General features: G+C 46.0%; 9 protein-coding genes. 4 read left to right on the forward strand and 5 right to left on the reverse strand.

The annotated features are described in order from the left end of the window. Positions 1 to 584: 584 nt before the first annotated feature. From CJP72_RS18385 to nagE, 3 genes are all read right to left on the reverse strand, one after another. Positions 585 to 2,468, reverse strand: coding sequence for a hypothetical protein (locus CJP72_RS18385; protein WP_162382779.1), 1,884 nt, complete (start codon positions 2,466 to 2,468; stop codon positions 585 to 587). A gap of 238 nt (positions 2,469 to 2,706) precedes the next feature. Continuing rightward, positions 2,707 to 3,636, reverse strand: a complete 930-nt coding sequence (locus CJP72_RS18390) for a DUF7916 family protein (protein WP_162382780.1) — start codon at positions 3,634 to 3,636, stop codon at positions 2,707 to 2,709. 14 nt (positions 3,637 to 3,650) lie between these two features. Further along, a complete protein-coding gene (nagE, locus tag CJP72_RS18395; protein ID WP_162382781.1) occupies positions 3,651 to 5,033 on the reverse strand; it encodes an N-acetylglucosamine-specific PTS transporter subunit IIBC in 1,383 nt (460 codons plus the stop codon). 229 nt (positions 5,034 to 5,262) lie between these two features. Between nagE and CJP72_RS18400 the strand changes: the two genes are divergently transcribed. Continuing rightward, the gene (locus tag CJP72_RS18400; protein ID WP_162382782.1) at positions 5,263 to 6,012 is read left to right on the forward strand and encodes a GntR family transcriptional regulator; all 750 of its coding nucleotides are present in this window, start codon (positions 5,263 to 5,265) and stop codon (positions 6,010 to 6,012) included. Positions 6,013 to 6,511: 499 nt separating this feature from the next. Here CJP72_RS18400 and CJP72_RS18405 read toward each other — a convergent pair whose 3' ends face one another. Both CJP72_RS18405 and CJP72_RS18410 read right to left on the reverse strand, forming a co-directional pair. After that, entirely contained in the window at positions 6,512 to 9,145 is a 2,634-nt protein-coding gene (locus CJP72_RS18405; protein WP_162382783.1) for a hypothetical protein, read from the reverse strand. A gap of 84 nt (positions 9,146 to 9,229) precedes the next feature. Next, the gene (locus CJP72_RS18410) at positions 9,230 to 10,540 is read right to left on the reverse strand and encodes a hypothetical protein (RefSeq protein WP_162382784.1); all 1,311 of its coding nucleotides are present in this window, start codon (positions 10,538 to 10,540) and stop codon (positions 9,230 to 9,232) included. A gap of 460 nt (positions 10,541 to 11,000) precedes the next feature. On the opposite strand from CJP72_RS18410, the gene CJP72_RS18415 reads away from it, so the two are divergent. The 3 genes from CJP72_RS18415 (at position 11,001) to CJP72_RS18425 (ending at position 17,532) form a co-directional block, all read left to right on the forward strand. Then, positions 11,001 to 14,861 carry an Ig-like domain-containing protein gene (locus CJP72_RS18415; RefSeq protein ID WP_162382785.1) on the forward strand — a complete coding sequence of 1,287 codons (3,861 nt, stop codon included), beginning with the start codon at positions 11,001 to 11,003 and terminating at the stop codon, positions 14,859 to 14,861. Between the two features lie 1,152 nt (positions 14,862 to 16,013). Further along, positions 16,014 to 16,466: a phage tail protein gene (locus tag CJP72_RS18420; RefSeq protein ID WP_162382786.1), complete on the forward strand. Its 453-nt coding sequence runs from the start codon at positions 16,014 to 16,016 to the stop codon at positions 16,464 to 16,466. A 13-nt stretch (positions 16,467 to 16,479) separates the two neighbouring features. Then, positions 16,480 to 17,532: a phage tail sheath family protein gene (locus CJP72_RS18425; protein WP_162382787.1), complete on the forward strand. Its 1,053-nt coding sequence runs from the start codon at positions 16,480 to 16,482 to the stop codon at positions 17,530 to 17,532. Positions 17,533 to 17,648 lie beyond the last annotated feature (116 nt).

Genomic DNA, 17,648 nt, shown 5'->3' on the forward strand with positions numbered 1-17,648 from the left:
CCTGATGATGTTCATCAGGCGTTTTACAGACAAAAAACTGTCAACCTATATCAGGACTAGTCAATATTGCACACACCGGGGGGATGAGAATCCCCGACCGGGGGTCGACAACTGGCGCAGCCAGTTGGACAGACCACAAACGCAGTGAGTGGGCTGCCCGTCACAAAAATGCCGGGAGCAATTTTGAACAGCATTCGCGCTGGCCCCGCAGGGGCGAATCCCTGGGATGAGCCGAGTAACGGCGAGCTAAGCGAGTCCCCCCCTTCCCCCCCTAAACATAACTGAAACAGGATTCAAAGGGTCGCTGTAGCTCCGCACAGGAACCACTACCAGTCAGCAGTTCATGTTGCTCTGGAGGCTGATGAGAATATTTTCAGGTATCACTACTGCCAAAGTGCATGGGAATCCCTGGAGAAGCGCTTCAGCGCTTTAAGTGACCCTGCACTGTTAATTGCCAGTACCAGCGAAAGCAACCATTGCGCGGGCGACGAACACATAGCAGACCCCATGTTTATCCCAACGCACAATTCACAGGATTCTTATCTTTAAATTAAGCGGTTGCAAGCACTGGCAAATTGCAATAACTAAAAACCTGTCGTCATATAATGACCAAATTTATCTTTCAACTTAATAAAGCCTTGCCTCCCCTCTTCAGAGTTTAAATTGTCTAATTTAATCAAGCGCCTGACATCATTGATCAGTGGTAATGACTCTACACTTTTTTCGTCAGTTAGATGTAATGTTTCTTCCATTAATTTTGGATTATTGAATAAATTGCGTATTTCCTCCATCGAAGAAAATTTCTCTCCTTGTGAACTCTCCTTAAATTTTGTTGTTACTGGAAATGGATCTGATTGACTTGTTAAATAATTTAGCAATTGAAAAACAAGCTTAAGGTAATGTCGGGCACCTTTTAAATTTGAGTTTTTGTACATATCCTGCTGAATATTTTGGTAGTCAAATGCCTCCCTGTCTAATTGTTCATGTCTAAATAAGATATCATGAGCCTGATCGACATAGGTAACATTATTTTTCAACGCGGTAATAAATCTTTTATAAGTAACGACATGATCAGTTTCCGTCCTTACTTTTTTTCTGACCAGTTCGTCAATTTTCGCGCCCTGTTCTAAACGCTCTCCGGAGTCTGGTCGTAATATATGCTCCCTGGTCGACAGGTGCTGGAACAATGCATCTGTAATAGCTTCCTGCTCATTGTGCCCCTCAATGGGGAGACTCAGTAAATTAGATTTAGCCCCTGCACATTTGTGCAGATAGACGAACTCCCCACTGGTTCCTGCGCCAGACGTTGTAATACCATCAGCATCAGCCAAATATGCCAAATGCATAGCATTATGATCCCCCGTTGCTTTAGCACCACAAAAAACAAACACCTTCTTATTGTAATCGGAATCATTATTTTTAATCTTATTCAATACATGTCTGGCGATTATAGGTGTTTTCATATGCGCATAAATATATATTACTTTATCAATATCATCGATATTTTTTACTTCGTTACCTTTTATGACCCCAGAATAGATACCCTTATCAAACTTGGCTTCTATATCTTTTACATCCAATGCTGAATCAATAATTACTTGATGGATTTTATTCTTAGCCTCATGAATAGTATCCTCTTCTTTAATACCAAGTTCATCTAATATCTTGACGGCGGTGTTTAATGTATTCTTTCCACCGAGGCTAATATGAGATATTTGCTCCCCCCTTCCACCTAGCACTTTTGCCAGAACGGCTTTTCTCATTTCGATATTTAAATGAGGGGCATTTATATCTAATAGTATTGCATGATTTTGTTGATCCAGACGATGAGTACCGATGACCCCATTATTATTTGCCGCTTTTTGCAATGCAGGATCCATATCAGAGAGAACGTATACATTTTCCACTCCGTAATTACCCACGAGTTCGTCAATAAGCGTATTAGCAGACATCCGAGGCAATTCATTGATTTTAATTTCAGAATTATAATCTGTAATGTCTGATACACTTGGTTGCAATAGCTTTTCTTCAAAATATTGTTTTAGAAAGTCCATCTTCTCATTGCGCAGAGGAGACAATGCAATCCGCTCAAGAATACGTGCATCATCAGAACCACCGGTTGCTTTATCAAGATAACCGTAAACAGGCTTTTCCGATTCAACAAGTTTGACAGAAATCGATTTTTTGGTTAATTCTTCAGACAACTTTATTAATTGTTCTGGACGTTGATTTCCTTCCCAACGAGGAGGAACATACAATATAACAGAGTCACCTTCTTTCAACGTGTTCTGGGATATTGCCTTCTGAACAATATTTAACGTTCTGGCTGTATGTCCTCCCCCTGTAGGGGAATATCCAACGATTAATACTTTTTTACTGCTATCAATTTCAGCCAATTCACCGTGATTCACTTTCTCACAGGCTTGTACATGATGACTTTCTTTTACTTTTTCAGCCTGACTTAACATAGTCCCTCCGGACACCAAATAAAAACCGACTTGAATAAAACCGTTTACCATTAATAGGTAACACCCTGGATGAGTACATTCAAAAAATATGCCCAACCAAAAACACAATGAATCTATATATTGAAATCGGATAAGATTCTTAAATCTGATTGAATGTTGTAAACATTAATTTTGATTAAACGCCATTTAAAAACAGCGATACCCTACTCACTCTGCATTTAGGGTATCGCTGGCACATCTAACGATTTATTGAACGTGCTACACGAGTATAAGTATGCCTGACTCCGCGAATAGCAATACTGTAAGCCAGAATATTCTCCGGGAGAGCCATTCCCATATAACCCGTATCGCCGATATGATGCAGGTCAGCCCCCGCCATTTTGCTCATTAGGGCGATCTGGCGAATCGTACTGATATCTGCGCCCTCCTGTGATGTACCAATTGCCGTCATGGCCAGCACACCGTGCGCGTGGGCACAATCAATTAACGCAGTGACTTTTTGCTGACTCATACCAGGCACCGTACCTGGTGCAGGAATCAACACGACATCCGCACCTTGCCCAGCAAACCAGGCGACATCTTTTTCAGTGATAATAGCGCTGCCGCTCTCCTGAACCAGCCCTGCACCGTGCATTTTGCCGCTGATGATAATTGCTCTGTCGCCAACGGCTTCACGAATGTCTTTCACCGCGAGTCCTAAAGCCTGATTACTGACGCCATTATTGGGGTTACCCGTCAGCACCAGAATCTTTGCACCCATTTCAACCAGCCTGAGAGCATTCTCTTTAGTTGCTGCACGACCTGGCTTCATTTTCCAGATATCCTCATGGTTGCTCGCAAATTCAGGATCAACGGCTTCAAGGTTAACGCCAATGATCCGTCCGGTCAGACGCTGTAATTCATGCAGCATTTGCTCCGGTGGAATACCGGCCGGCATCCCCTGAATCATGGGCGCTTCACTATCAAACATATTAATCAGCAGGATATCCGCCCCTTGGGACGCAACCAGTTCTGCATTCGTGACATTATTTAGCAGCGGCTGGGTAATTGCGATGGTTTCACTGACCATCACCCGCCCTTCACTGGCGCGGATCGCGTACAGTAGCGCGTTTTTATCCATGCTAACGAAATCAGATGCACAACAGTCAAGTAAACGCTTGTGTTTCATAAAAAGAGATACCTTTATTGATTAACTAATTCACGCATTTCACCGGCGATAATTTCCGCCTGTGTTCCAACAATCACCTGTAAACCGTTATCACTGTGTTTTACGACCCCCATCGCCCCGAGTTTTTTTAGTTCAGGCTCATCAATGATACTCATATCGGCGATTTCGAGACGAAGACGGGTAATGCAGGCATCAATATTTAAGAGATTTTCTTTTCCACCCAGGACACCAAGATAAGCGCTGGCTAACTGATGTGCTTCTCCAGTGGTAGGCACAGAGCTTTCGTTTTCTTCTCTCCCTGGCGTGGCGAGATTGAAACGGCTGATAAATAAACGAAACAGAAAGTAGTAAAGCAACGCCCAGACAATGCCGACAGGCAACATCAAAAGTGGATGAGAGGCCAGACCAAACGACAGGACGTAATCAATCAACCCAGCAGAGAACGTGAACCCGAGTTTGATACCGAGAATCTGGCAAACCGCCATTGACAAACCGGTTAGCACCGCATGAATGCCATATAGCAGTGGGGAAAGGAACAGGAACGTGTACTCTACTGGCTCGGTGATGCCGGTCAGGAAAGTGGTCAAAGCCAGAGACAAGAAAAGCCCAGCGACGGCAGGACGTTTATCTTTGGGAGCCGCGTGGTACATCGCCAGACAGGCCGCTGGCAGGGCGAACATGAATACCGGGAAATAACCCGCCATAAACGCTCCGGCAGAAGGGTCTCCGGCAAAGAAGCGATGAATATCTCCGGTGACAATGGTTCCATCAGCGGTAGTGAATGAGCCAAAAACAAACCAAACCAACGAGTTGACGATATGGTGCAGACCGACGACGCGGAAAATCACGTTCAGAATGCCATATACAAACGGGCCAATCGGACCAGAAGCGACCAGCCAATTGCCCACAGCGTTGACGCCCTGTTGTACGGGCGTCCATGCCCATGCAAGAACAACTCCGAGCAGCAGACAGCTTAAGCCTGTAGCGATGGGCACAAAACGCTTACCGCCAAAGAAAGCCAGATATTCCGGCAATTTAATGTTTTGGTAGCGGTTGTACAGTACACCAGCAAGTACCCCGGTAAGAATGCCGGAGAGAACGCCCATATTCAGTTCTGGGTTAATCGCCTGCATCACCGATGTCAGCACCAGATAGCCAATTGTCCCTGCCAGACTGGCAGCACAATGGTTATCTTTAGCAAAACCCCCGCTAATACCGATAGCGAAGAGTAGCGGTAAATTATCAAACAGGGTTTGCCCGGCTTTGGTAATAAAAATGATGTTAAACACATCCGGTTGCCCCAACCTCAGCAGCAAACCGGCCACAGGGAGTACAGCGATAGGCAGCATTAGTGCTTTGCCGAGACGCTGCATGATAACGAAAAAGTTTCCTTGCATATAATCACCTGAATCTGAGATTTGATCGTAATTATCAATGAACCAATAGTGCACCACTTGTGAACATTAAGTGAACTTCTGAATACTTTACCATAAGAAAAAGGTCATTATGTGACCGCAATATCGCTTTTTTATCCTCTTCAATGGATTCTGACGGTGACATATGCTGTATAAGTGGATAAAAATTGGTTCATCTAAAATGCGTTTTACACGAGCACCTGGAGGGAAAATGTCTGCAACTCAGTCTCCGGTATTTCATCTGGACAATGCCAGTGCGATGCCGCTGTATATGCAATTGGTAAATGCTATCAAGGCAGAAATTGCGGCGGGGAGAATGCGTCCTGGAGATGCTGTGCCATCTGAACGTACATTAGTTGATATGCTGAAAATCGCGCGTGGAACAGCACGCAAGGCACTACAGCAGTTGCTAAAAGAGAGGGTGATTATTCGCAACCAGGGCTCGGGAACTTTCATCGCACCACATGTGCGCCAGTCGCAGCCACTGCTGGAAAGTTTTAGCGAGATGGCTGATGCCTGCGGAGGAGAAGCGAAAAGCGAACTGGTAGGCTATCTTCGTCGGGCGTCCACAGCAGAGGAAAGTAATATTTTACAATTACAGGAAGGTAAAAACGAGGTGGTGGAACTGACCCGGGTGAGAAAGATAAATGGCATCGCTGTTTCCCTTCAAACTGCAATTTTGCCTTCTTATCTTTTGGATAAAATCAACGAACTCGATGAATCTTTGTACCTGCATCTGGAAAAAAAAGGTTCGCCAGTGCTAAGAGCAACCCAACGTTTCAGTGCAGTAGCAACCGATAGCAAACTGGCTCATCATTTGAATATCAAGGAACACGAACCACTTTTGCTGGTAACTCGCACTGGTTTTACTCACGATGACAAACCCGTCGAATGTACCCGAACCTGGTGTCTAAATGATTATTATGATTTTACGGTAGAATTACATCGAAAAGCGCTGTGATTTTATTGACAGATTCATGGCTGACCCGCACCATCAGAACCCTATTTATGCCTCTTTTCAGGCAATAATGCCGTTCAGCCATCGCTTCGAAACACTCCACTGTAATTTCAGAAAAGGTTAAATCCCGTAAGCTTCGGAGATAAACAGACTTTACTGATAATCGGCGGAGTATTGCTCATTCTGAAAATCAGTATGCTCTTCAAGGGGGTTGTAGAGCAGCATGATCTGCGAGTACTGGAATCAGTCAGGTATCCATATAACTGTTTAGCGTCATTTTAGGCAAGGTATAATTTAAGCTGGTAGTCATTTTGATGGAATTGACAATCCCTATTTATTTAGCTCGATAATCAACCAGTCACTTGCTGTGATGTTCCCAGTCAGAGACACCACATTTATGAGGGTAGTCCAGGTTGCATACTTTCTGCGAGAGAATAAGCCATCAATCAAAATATCTCGTCCAGACATAACGACATTGACAATGGCTTAATCAGAACTCAGGTTATTTAGTGTTAATCTGCATTGTCAGTGTGAGCGAGTCCACACCGGCACCACATACAGGATTCATATAAACATGATTCCCGAAATTATCAATCAGGTGAAGACGGGAATGATCACTACTGTCTGACATGTTATTACTTTTGAATTCAACCCCTTCTGACGAAGATTCATAGTCAATAGAAAGCCCTGCGAAGACAAGCTCTCCAGAATTAACGACAAGGCTGTCAACATTAGCATTAATGGAACCCGAACACGCCCAACCATGAGCTTCGTGAGTTCCCGTATATCCTATTATAGGTTGATCAGGATATATGTATGTATTATTCATAGAACAAGGGACACCGTATGGTGGTGGTAATATTAAATGTTGGCCATAATTGGTCCACTGGGGCTGACCTGAAAGAGACATTCCTTTGATATAAATAGAATCTATCTCACGGCCATATTCGAAATAATCCCCTGCAGGCACCACATGGTCAAAATTATATTTTTCAAACCAAAAAAACTTAAAGACATATCTTGAGTTCTCAGGAGTTGAATCTATAGAAACCCGAAATAAACGTTTAAGATGAGTTGTGCCAACCTTTCGCACCTCACCATTATTGTGATAATGATAATAATCGCCATCATTACTGTTAATCAAAATATAATTACTACCTCCAGTATAATTGGAGTTTTGATATTTTTTCATGGCCGTAAAATTGATACCAAGACTAACTCCCTTGTCACTATCAGAATTAAATGTATAAGTGCCATCCGTCTTTTCAGCACGAAGCTGCATACAAACAGAAAGATCGTCTGTTGGTAAAGTGTCGCTGTAATTTCTGGAACACCAGATGGCAAGTGGATCGAGTTCAATCGAATAGGATACCTGGGGTGTTGGCTCAGAGCTCGATCTATTGTTATAAGGCTGTTTAAAATCTGTATACCTGGCAGTATCAATAAGTCCCGCCCCTAATAGGACCTCCCCATTTTTGTTAACCAGGGTTAACGCATTTTGGACTTCTTCTTTTGACGGGGCGGGGATCCCATCAGCCATAGTAAAAGTGAATCCCCTGAAAACTGGAATGCAGTGAGCCTTGAACTCCCCACTGCTGTCGCTGGCACCGTTCATAAATAGCGTGCCCGTGTTTTCATATGTATCACTGGAAGATTCCATGGCAATGAGGCAACTGACGTCAGTCACATAATCCCAGGCGCAAGAGAAATTAACAGTAATAGGAGCCACTCCCCCGACTGGCGAACCATCCGCAAAGAAATACTGGGCAGAACCGTCTGAGATCGATGTTAGTGGCGTGGCGCTGCTGCTTGCCTGCAAAGTCAGGGTACAGGTGCTCCAGACAACACCGTCCTTGGTGAGGGTCAGATTGCCAGTATTGGCATCAAATGAATAACTACCCTCCAAATCCGGGATTGAGGCGTTCACCAGCGTAGTTCCGGTAGGGGCAACAAAATGAATACGCGAGCCTGCCACATCTGAGGCGAAATTGGTATCGATAGTAAATGTTACTTTGCCTGTTTTACCAGGATAAATCAGAGGGTAAAGCCCATTGTCCTCCATTTGTTCCGTGATGGTAATCTCACGTGCGCTGATAATCTTTACATCCGCATTACCGGATAATGCCGAACTACCATTCAAAGACACTACTTGATAGTTGCCCTGTGCATTTGCATCAACTGCAGGCGTAATGACAGTGTCTGGAATGTGAAATAGTGTGTACTGTGCCACAATATCCTGGGCCGTCAGTGTCCGTGGCTGACTCCAGGTTGTTCCTGGTATTGGTGAACTGGCTGAGGTCTGATATCCATACCATTTCGCCGTAACCACGTCACCTTCAGCCATTCCCGGATAAGAGACCTTCATATCTGTACCCGCGTTATCCATCACTGACTTATAGATGAGTGACCCGGTAGCATCCACGTCAGGGAACGTTGGCGATGGTAATGTCGCGGGCGCAGGGTTACCTGTGATTTCCAATGGGAAAGACATCGAACTATGCATATTCCCGACTAACGTCGTATAGTCATAAAGTAATTCGTAGAAGCCATCATAAAAACAGTTAGCAGTAAAACGCTGTGAAACATCAATGTAGTAAGGAAAAACAGGTGGATTTGGTACAGAATAGGATAGACTTTCGACGCCATCCCAATTGAAAGTTATCACATCACCAGGCTGAGGAACGATATTGTCAGGGGGGGCCGGAATATAAACCCCGACACCCGATTCGATTTCATTGCCATCCAGGTGATGGTCCATTTCGGCATTTAAAACAAGAGGGGCTGCAAAAAGAGGATCGCTGAAGTGGAGGCCGCACTGTATGGACGCACCATCAACACTGATACGGACTCTGCCTCCGGAAGGCGCACTTGCCACAGCCTGAATATAGGCTACCCCCGCATCATCGGTGGCTGAAGTGTCACCGGACAGTGAGATATAGAGCTCACCTGTTTCAAGTTTCCACTGCACAGAGACACCTGCTTTCGCCGGGGTTCCATCCGTATTTTGAATCACCGCAGTCAGTATGATTGGAGTCCCCGGCAGCGCGGCTATGGGGGATGATGTTACGCTCTGGATGATGTAGCTACCCTGACTCTGAACAGGGGCATTACTTTTGGTTTGCATTGAAGTATTCATCACATAATCTTCTGTAAATGTTATGACAAATATGAAAACAGCAGCCAGAAACCAGGCTGCTGTTCCACACATCACACTGTTTGATTAGTAAATAACGACATTTACTGTCGCAATCGCCGAGACTTGGGTAGTGCCATCGTTATGCAGCACAGTATAGGAAGCCTGTGCAGTACCCTTGGTTTTCATCGCTGTAATGTAACTCTCAGGAATCGGCTCAGCATGGAACCCTGATGAAACATCTTTCTCACTTACCATGAAGGTTGTTGAATATGTCGAGCTAGCCACGGGGTCATTGTTAGTATTGAACTCCTGCCAGTTGACGGTCACGGTGTCACTTACAGCCATGCCTGAATAGCGGATCAGGATAGTGGTTCCCCCTGCAGCTACATCCGCGTTAATGGTGTTATTGGTCGCCTCAGGGAACGTCGGGGCAGGAAGATCAGTAGGTGGCACGACGCCGTCGACAGTCAACGGGAAATCCCGTGAACAGTGAGTGTTCTGGGTAATATCGGTGAAAACGTAGAAAACGTCATAATCACCATTTTGCAGACAATCAGAACTAAAGAGACTTTTGATATTAACCGGGATCGGGAACGTAGTCGTAGAATCCAACGGGAACTGTTTTGAATCCACCACCTGCGATCCTTTCCCCCAGTAGAGCGTAATTTTATCGCCCCCAGTATAAGGACCTTTATTCGGGTCGGGGATATAAGCGTAAACACCCTCTGCAATCTCAGCAGCAGTCAGCAAATGATCGTCATCAGCGTTAAGAATTGACACGACCGGCACCGTCGGTGCACTGAAGAACACATCACACGATGCCGCGGTCAGAGTTCCAGTCCTAGCCACGATTGAACCAAGAACGCCTTGGCTACTGCATGTTGCCCTGTTAATCACCATACCCGAAGAATCAGTTGGTAAAGTAGCTGAATCTAATTTAACAAAAAGTCCTCCGGTATCGACGGACCAGTTGACATCAACTCCAACGATAGGGTCGCCAGTGATGGAATCCTGAACGGTGGCACGCAATTCGATGGCTTCATTCAATGAAGCGATAAGATTCGTTGTCGGAGCCACCGTGATGGTATAAGGCATAACCGCATTTAGCGTGCCAGTAGTTTTCACCAACTCATCATTCGTTTCGGACACTGTAATAGTGTAGCTACCCGGTAAGGACGCAGTCGCTGTTATCGAAGCGGTGCCATCGCTTGTACTGGTCTCCTGAGTCGTGGATGATAATTCGCACCCCATTGCAGGGGTAACGGTAAAGGTCAGATTGGTTGATGTTAAAATTGGATCAGTGCCATCAGTCAGCGTAGCGGTGATAGTTGATGTTGTTTTAGAATCCGCCGGGATACTCTCCGCGTTAATGTCTACGGTAATTACATTTGTCATAATTTAACTCCTCGAGTTCTATTTAAGTGAAAAACTAATTTGCTGATGTGTATACTCAGGAAAAAGAGCATCACGAATGGAATGCTCAAAATTCAACCTCAGACTTTTTTCCCCGATTTCCTTATCCCAGACACACATTTCACTCTGGGAATACAAAAGTACCTCAGCGAGTCCAAATAAACCTTCCGAAATACGCGCGAAATAAATTATTTTTTGATTAATCCAAATTTGGATTACACAATACAATAAAACCAATCATCAAAAATAATGTTGCATTCACTTAATTTAGATACGCACCTTGTAAAAAAAGCACACTTTACATTCTTCAAAATTGATAAAGTATATTAGTGTTCTTAAATCTCTGTAATTTAAAGTTACATGAGCAGTCCTTGTAATTATAGATTGGTATCGGATACTCCTTTTGTCTTTCCACACAATATTATTTTGATGAAATTAAACTATGAAAGTTAAAAAAATTCGTCAGCACATTATCGCCTATTTAATGGTCGGGATGCAGATCCTGCCTACTTTTTCGGCATTAGTTTTTAGTCCAGTGATTGATGCCGCCCCTTCTTCTACACAAGAAATCGCCCCCGCCGGAGCACCAGCTCCCGTTTCACAGTCTGCATCTAACGTTGCTGCCTCTATGGCCAGCAACTATGCGGCCGATAGCGTCGAACACTGGCTACAGCAGTTTGGTACGGCCAGAGTACAGCTCAACGTGGACGACAGCGGTAATTGGGACAATAGCGCTGTTGATTTGTTGATGCCAATTTATACCAACAAACACGCATATGCTTTTACCCAGTTAGGTTTAAGGGCCCCGGATGGTCGTACCACCGGTAATTTCGGTCTGGGAATACGAACATTCAATGAAAACTGGATGTATGGCGGGAATATATTTTTTGATAATGACTTTACCGGCCAAAACAAGCGTATTGGTTTTGGTGCCGAGGCATGGAAAAACTATCTTAAGTTTTCTGCTAATACCTATCTTGCAATTAGTGATTGGCATAATTCTCGTGATTTTGACGATTATTATGAGAAGCCTGCAAATGGTTTTGACTTAAGAGCCGAAGGATACCTCCCTTCCCTGCCGCAGCTCGGTGCTAAAGTCATATTCGAAAAGTACTATGGCAGCGACGTGGCATTATTTGATAAAGATCATTTGCAGAGTAATCCCTCTGCGGTAACCGTTGGGCTTAACTATACGCCAATACCCCTAATTACCGCCGGAGTTGACTATAAGCAAGGACAAGACTCTACTAACGAAACACAATTCACACTCAATTTCAGATATTCTTTCGGTCAATCATTCAAATCGCAAATATCACCTGCGGAGGTTGACGGGTTACGTCAGCTCAACGGCAGTCGTTACGATCTGGTCGATCGTAATAATGAAATCGTTCTGCAGTATAAAAAGAAGGATCGAGATGATGTTCTCACTGACCTTAAGCTGTATAGCATCAAAGATAACAGCCCTGCTGATGGTACCACTGCTAACGAGATTACGGTCAAGGCCGTTACCGCAAGCGGTAGCCCGGTGAAAAATGCAGCTATCAACTGGAGCAGTGATGGTCACGCAAAACTCAGCACCACTACGAGTGTGACTGACGGTAATGGTCAGACATCTGTCCGGTTGACCAACACTTTTGCTGAGCAGGTTAGCGTAAAGGCCTCATCTGGTGCCGTCACCCAAAGTATTCATTCCTCCTTTATACCTTCTGTAGAAGCCCTAAACCTGGTGCTCACTCATAATAGCGCCGCCGCTGACAGCAATGAACAAGACACAGGCCAGGTCACTATAAAAGATACAGATGGCAACGCGATGGCCAACGTTCCGGTGAGCTGGGCCGTAAATAGCGGCGCGGTAATCATTAACAGCGACAGCACCACCGACAACCATGGTAACGCCAGCGTGCATTTCAGCAATAAAAAAGCAGGTAGTGTCACGCTGAAAGCAACAGCCGCTGGGAAAAGTGAGTCTGTTGTTGCCAATTTCATTTCGCAGAATGTGGCAAAAGTGAATCTAACCGTAACCAGCAACACCACCGCCACCGGTAGTGTGGATACCGCTCAAGCCACTGTTATCGATGATAACAACCAACCTATTGCTGACGTCCCAGTGCAGTGGTCAATAACCGGAAGCGCAACGTTTGCTCCAACTGCAACGGCAACATCCGGTACCAATCCGGGAGGCGTTTCCAGCGTCAGCTTCAGTGACACTAAGGCAGAGACGGTTACCCTGACCGCGACAGTTGGTGGAAAAACCGCTTCTCAAACTATCGTATTTACGGCTGGTGCAGCCACTGCTGTGGTGGTTACCCTGGACAACAATAGCGTGGTGGCCGATGGCACCACGCCTCTCCACGCCCACGCCACCGTCACCGTCACCGACAGTAACGGTAACCCGGTGCAGAACACCACCGTCAGCTGGACATCAGGCGGCAGCGCGACGCCCGGCACCGCCACGCAGACCGATACGTCCGGCGTCAGCACCGTCACCCTGACGGACAGCAAGGCGGAGACAGTAAATCTGACCGCCTCCGTGAACGGCCAGAGCGACTCCCAGTCCGCCACCTTTGTCGCCGGTGCCGCCGCGACCATTGTGGTCACCCTGGATAACAATAATGTGGTGGCTGATGGCGCCACGCCTCTCAACGCTCATGCCACCGTTACCGACAGCCACGGTAATCCGCTGCAGAACACCACCGTCAGCTGGACATCGGGCGGCAGCGCGACGCCCGGCACCGCCACGCAGACCAATACGTCCGGTGTCAGCACCGTCACCCTGACGGACAGCAAGGCGGAGACGGTAAATCTGACCGCCTCCGTGAACGGCCAGAGTGACTCGCAGTCCGCCACCTTTGTCGCCGGTGCCGCCGCGACCATTGTGGTCACCCTGGATAACAATAATGTGGTGGCTGATGGCGCCACGCCGATCAACGCCCATGCCATCGTCACCGACAGCCACGGTAATCCGCTGCAGAACACCACCGTCAGCTGGACATCAGGCGGCAGCGCGACGCCCGGCACCGCCACGCAGACCGATACGTCCGGCGTCAGCACCGTCACTCTGACGGACAGCAAGGCGGAGACGGTAAATCTGACCGCCACCGTGAACGGCCAGAGCGACTCGCAGTCCGCCACCTTTGTCGCCGGTGCCGCCGCGACCATTGTGGTCACTCTGGACAACAATAATGTGGTGGCCGATGGCGCCACGCCTCTCAACGCTCATGCCACCGTTACCGACAGCAAGGGAAATGCTGTGCCGGACACTATTGTCAGCTGGACATCAGGCGGCAGCGCGACGCCCGGCACCGCCACGCAGACCGATACGTCCGGCGTCAGCACCGTCACCCTGACGGACAGCAAGGCGGAGACGGTAAATCTGACTGCCACCGTGAACGGCCAGAGCGACTCGCAGTCCGCCACCTTTGTCGCCGGTGCCGCCGCGACCATTGTGGTCACCCTGGACAACAATAATGTGGTGGCTGATGGCGCCACGCCTCTCAACGCTCATGCCACCGTTACCGACAGCCACGGTAATCCGGTGCAGAACATCACCGTCAACTGGACGGCTGACGGAAGCGCGATATTTGGCAACGCCACATCGACGACAGACACGTCCGGCATCAGCACCGTCACTCTGACAGACGTTAAAGCTGAGACCGTGAATCTGACCGCCACCATGAACGGTCAGAGTGACAAGCTGTCCGCCACCTTTGTACCCGGTGAACCTGCGAATATCACCATCAATATCAATCCTGACACAACCGCCATTGCCGATGGGATCGATGTGCTTGCTCCCCAGGCTATCGTCACAGATAGCAAGGGAAATAGGGTTGCGGACGGCACTCAAGTTACCTGGAGTGCTATCTCTGCCACACCATCACCGGATATAGCAGGCTCCACGTCAAATGGTGTCTCCAATGCAGCCTTTACCAGTATTATGGCTGGTCCTGATACTCTGACTGCCACTGCTGGTAACGTCCATGCCGACATATCAGTTTCCTTCACAGCAACCACTTTTGGTTCACTGCAGTTCCCAGTTGAAATGCCAGCCGCTAAAGCTGACGGTACGCCTGTAGAGGTAATGGTGACACTCGTGGATTCTTCCCATAACCCAATGCAGGGAGCAACCATTACCTGGGGTACAGTAGGCGGTAATTCCAAGGCAGCACAAACGACATCCGTGACTGATAAAAATGGTGTTGCAACAATGACTTACAGCTTAACATCTACCAAGCGGGAATTGGATTCCATTAGTGCAAAATATGATACTCATCAGACAACAGCGCAAATAATATTTGAGCCTTAAACATTACTTTCAGAAACATTAAACATTACTTTAAGAAACATTTAGTTCTTCAATTATCAAAAACCAGACAGGGGCAAATGCCCCCTGCTGTCGTAGCGGAAGCCAGAAAAGTTTGGTTTTCATTGTGATGAAATAGTGATGTTAAGGGGAATTGTTTAACAAGAATTCTGAGAATTAAGCGGTATGTACGGGTGCATGATTCATTCACTAATGTCAACAAGAGTATTACCCAGGGATCAATGTCTTGCGAAAAAATCACGATCCAGTGACCGTACGCAAACCTGTTAGGTCTGCTTCGCTTTGGAAAAACCAGTCACCGTTTTAATGTCACCGAAGGTAAAGGATTCCATTGAAATATTGTTCTACCCTATCATCAGCATTACTCTGATAGTAGATAGCGCCGCTGCGATTCCTCTGTAAAAATACACTGAAATTATTCTTTGATATTTCATCAAGATCAATTACTGCACATCTACACTTAAAGGAAAAATAATCAGAAATTACTGTAAATACTGCTACTTCATTAGTTCATAATTTTCCCCTCGTCCAGGGATGACACAACTCATAGTAGAGAGAGAACTTATCCTATAAAGTGCGCCACGCGGCCAATTTTTATCGTAAAAAAACCGCATTGTTTATTATCAATTGCAATAATACATTGTTCTTCTCATGACATATCTTCATCCAAAATATAAAGTGCGCATGAGATTTTATTGAATTTACACATCTCAGCCACTCGGCTTTGATAACGATGTCAAACCGCATTAAACACGCTAAGTTGCCAGCAACTGTCTCGCGGAAAGTCATTCTGCCTTACGGTGTAGGGAAATTTTTATATATGACGCTTAAATTGCACAATCCGATAGCAAAAATTAGCCATGGTTGGCAACTCGCATCTGTTAGTCTTTACCTGGTTCGGTATATGCTGACGCCCTGACATAATACATATATGTATTCTGTGCAGTATAAAAACACTCTCACTACTAATGAGCAGTAGTTACGCAGAAATAAGGCAAATGTCGGTTAAACATATCGGCAGGCATTGGGAAATAATCTGAAATAGCACGGATGATTTGACACTGCTTGATAAAGACAACCATGGGCGGGTTACAGCAGACTATTCTAATTAATCGTTACAAAGAGGGAAGTACTATGGCTACAACTGTTGATCAGATTGCTACATCTTATCCCATTCCGACATACAGATTTATTGTATCGATGGGAAGCGAAGATATTCCTTTTAATAATGTGTCAGGACTGAATATTGCCTTTGACACTATTGAGTACCGCGACGGCATTGGTAACTGGTTTAAAATGCCAGGGCAAAGACAGTCTGTAAATATTACATTACGGAAAGGTGTATTTCCTGGTGAGTCCAAATTATATGACTGGATTAACAGCATTTCATTAAATAAAGTAGAGAAAAAAGATATTACAATCAGCCTCACCGATGAGGCCGGAACAACGTTGTTGATGACCTGGAATATTTCAAATGCTTTTCCGGTGTCATTAACATCTCCTTCTCTGGATGCGACCAGCAATGAGATTGCCATTGAAGAAATTGCATTGATGGCCGATCGCATTACCATTCAGACAAACAGTTAGCTGCGGAGATCATATGACAGTTACAACAAGCTACCCTGGCGTATATATAGAGGAAGATTCTTCCCCTGCTTTATCCGCAAGTCACCTCTCTACGGTTGTCCCCGTGTTTGCGGTCTCTGACAAATTTTTGGTAATAACAAAGGTCAATTCATGGCTGGATTACCTACGAAACAAAGGTGATGGGTTCGACGATGGGTCTGTTGCGGATATTTCAATTCGAACCTATTTTGAAAATGGAGGTGGCCCATGTTACGTCGTGAATAAATCGGGCCTGACTTTGCAAGTGCCACTGCACCCTGACATTACGCTATTAGTCACTGCGGGGCAGCAAATCAGTGCTGATACTATTAATTCGCTATGTAATGAAGATCACGGTGTTTTTGCACTTCTCGACTATATGGACGGGGAAATAACGGTTAATACGGATATCAGCGCCACATTTTCTGAAAATAGCCATGCTGCAGTCTACTACCCTAATTTGATCACTTCCTGGGCTGCAATACCAGTACCCGCAAGTGCTCTCATGGCGGCATTCTATTATCAGAACGACAGGACTCGCGGTGTCTGGAAGGCACCGGCAAATATGGCTATTCCTGCAGGTTATCAACCCCAGTATAAAGTCACTTCGACGCTTCAGGGGAAGTTTAACAGTGGTCTGGCGATAAATATGCTTCGCCAGGTAGATTATCGGGGGCCCGTTGTCTGGGGAGCAAGAACGCTGGAAGACAGTGATAACTGGCGATATGTTCCGGTAAGACGCCTGTTTGACAGCGCAGAGCGGGATATTAAAACGGCTATGCAGTCGATGGTCTTTGAAACCAACAATCCCCCCACTTGGGAAAAAGTTCGTACTGCCATTACTAACTATCTTCACAGTTTGTGGCAGCAGGGAGCACTTGTTGGTGCAACGGAGAAAGAAGCCTATTTTGTGCAGATTGGTAAAGGACTCACCATGACAGATGACGATATCAGTCAGGGAAAAATGATCATCAAAGTCGGCATGGCAGCGGTGCGGCCTGCAGAGTTCATTATTCTGCAATTCAGCCAGAATGTCGAACAGCAATAATCGCACAATATTATCGTACCAGGCTCAATGGTGTTGCTAATTCACAACTGGAGAATAATAATGACTGTCACGCCGACCTACCCCGGTGTTTATATTGAGGAAGATGCATCCCGCTC

The sequence above is a fragment of the Citrobacter sp. NCU1 genome (assembly GCF_010231475.1).
Lineage (GTDB): Bacteria > Pseudomonadota > Gammaproteobacteria > Enterobacterales > Enterobacteriaceae > Citrobacter_D.

Coding starts and splice junctions, on each gene's coding strand:
- CJP72_RS18385 (WP_162382779.1), bottom strand. CDS start 2,468: ATGTTAAGTCAGGCTGAAAAAGTAAAAGAAAGTCATCATGTACAAGCC.
- CJP72_RS18390 (WP_162382780.1), bottom strand. CDS start 3,636: ATGAAACACAAGCGTTTACTTGACTGTTGTGCATCTGATTTCGTTAGC.
- nagE (WP_162382781.1), bottom strand. CDS start 5,033: ATGCAAGGAAACTTTTTCGTTATCATGCAGCGTCTCGGCAAAGCACTA.
- CJP72_RS18400 (WP_162382782.1), top strand. CDS start 5,263: ATGTCTGCAACTCAGTCTCCGGTATTTCATCTGGACAATGCCAGTGCG.
- CJP72_RS18405 (WP_162382783.1), bottom strand. CDS start 9,145: ATGAATACTTCAATGCAAACCAAAAGTAATGCCCCTGTTCAGAGTCAG.
- CJP72_RS18410 (WP_162382784.1), bottom strand. CDS start 10,540: ATGACAAATGTAATTACCGTAGACATTAACGCGGAGAGTATCCCGGCG.
- CJP72_RS18415 (WP_162382785.1), top strand. CDS start 11,001: ATGAAAGTTAAAAAAATTCGTCAGCACATTATCGCCTATTTAATGGTC.
- CJP72_RS18420 (WP_162382786.1), top strand. CDS start 16,014: ATGGCTACAACTGTTGATCAGATTGCTACATCTTATCCCATTCCGACA.
- CJP72_RS18425 (WP_162382787.1), top strand. CDS start 16,480: ATGACAGTTACAACAAGCTACCCTGGCGTATATATAGAGGAAGATTCT.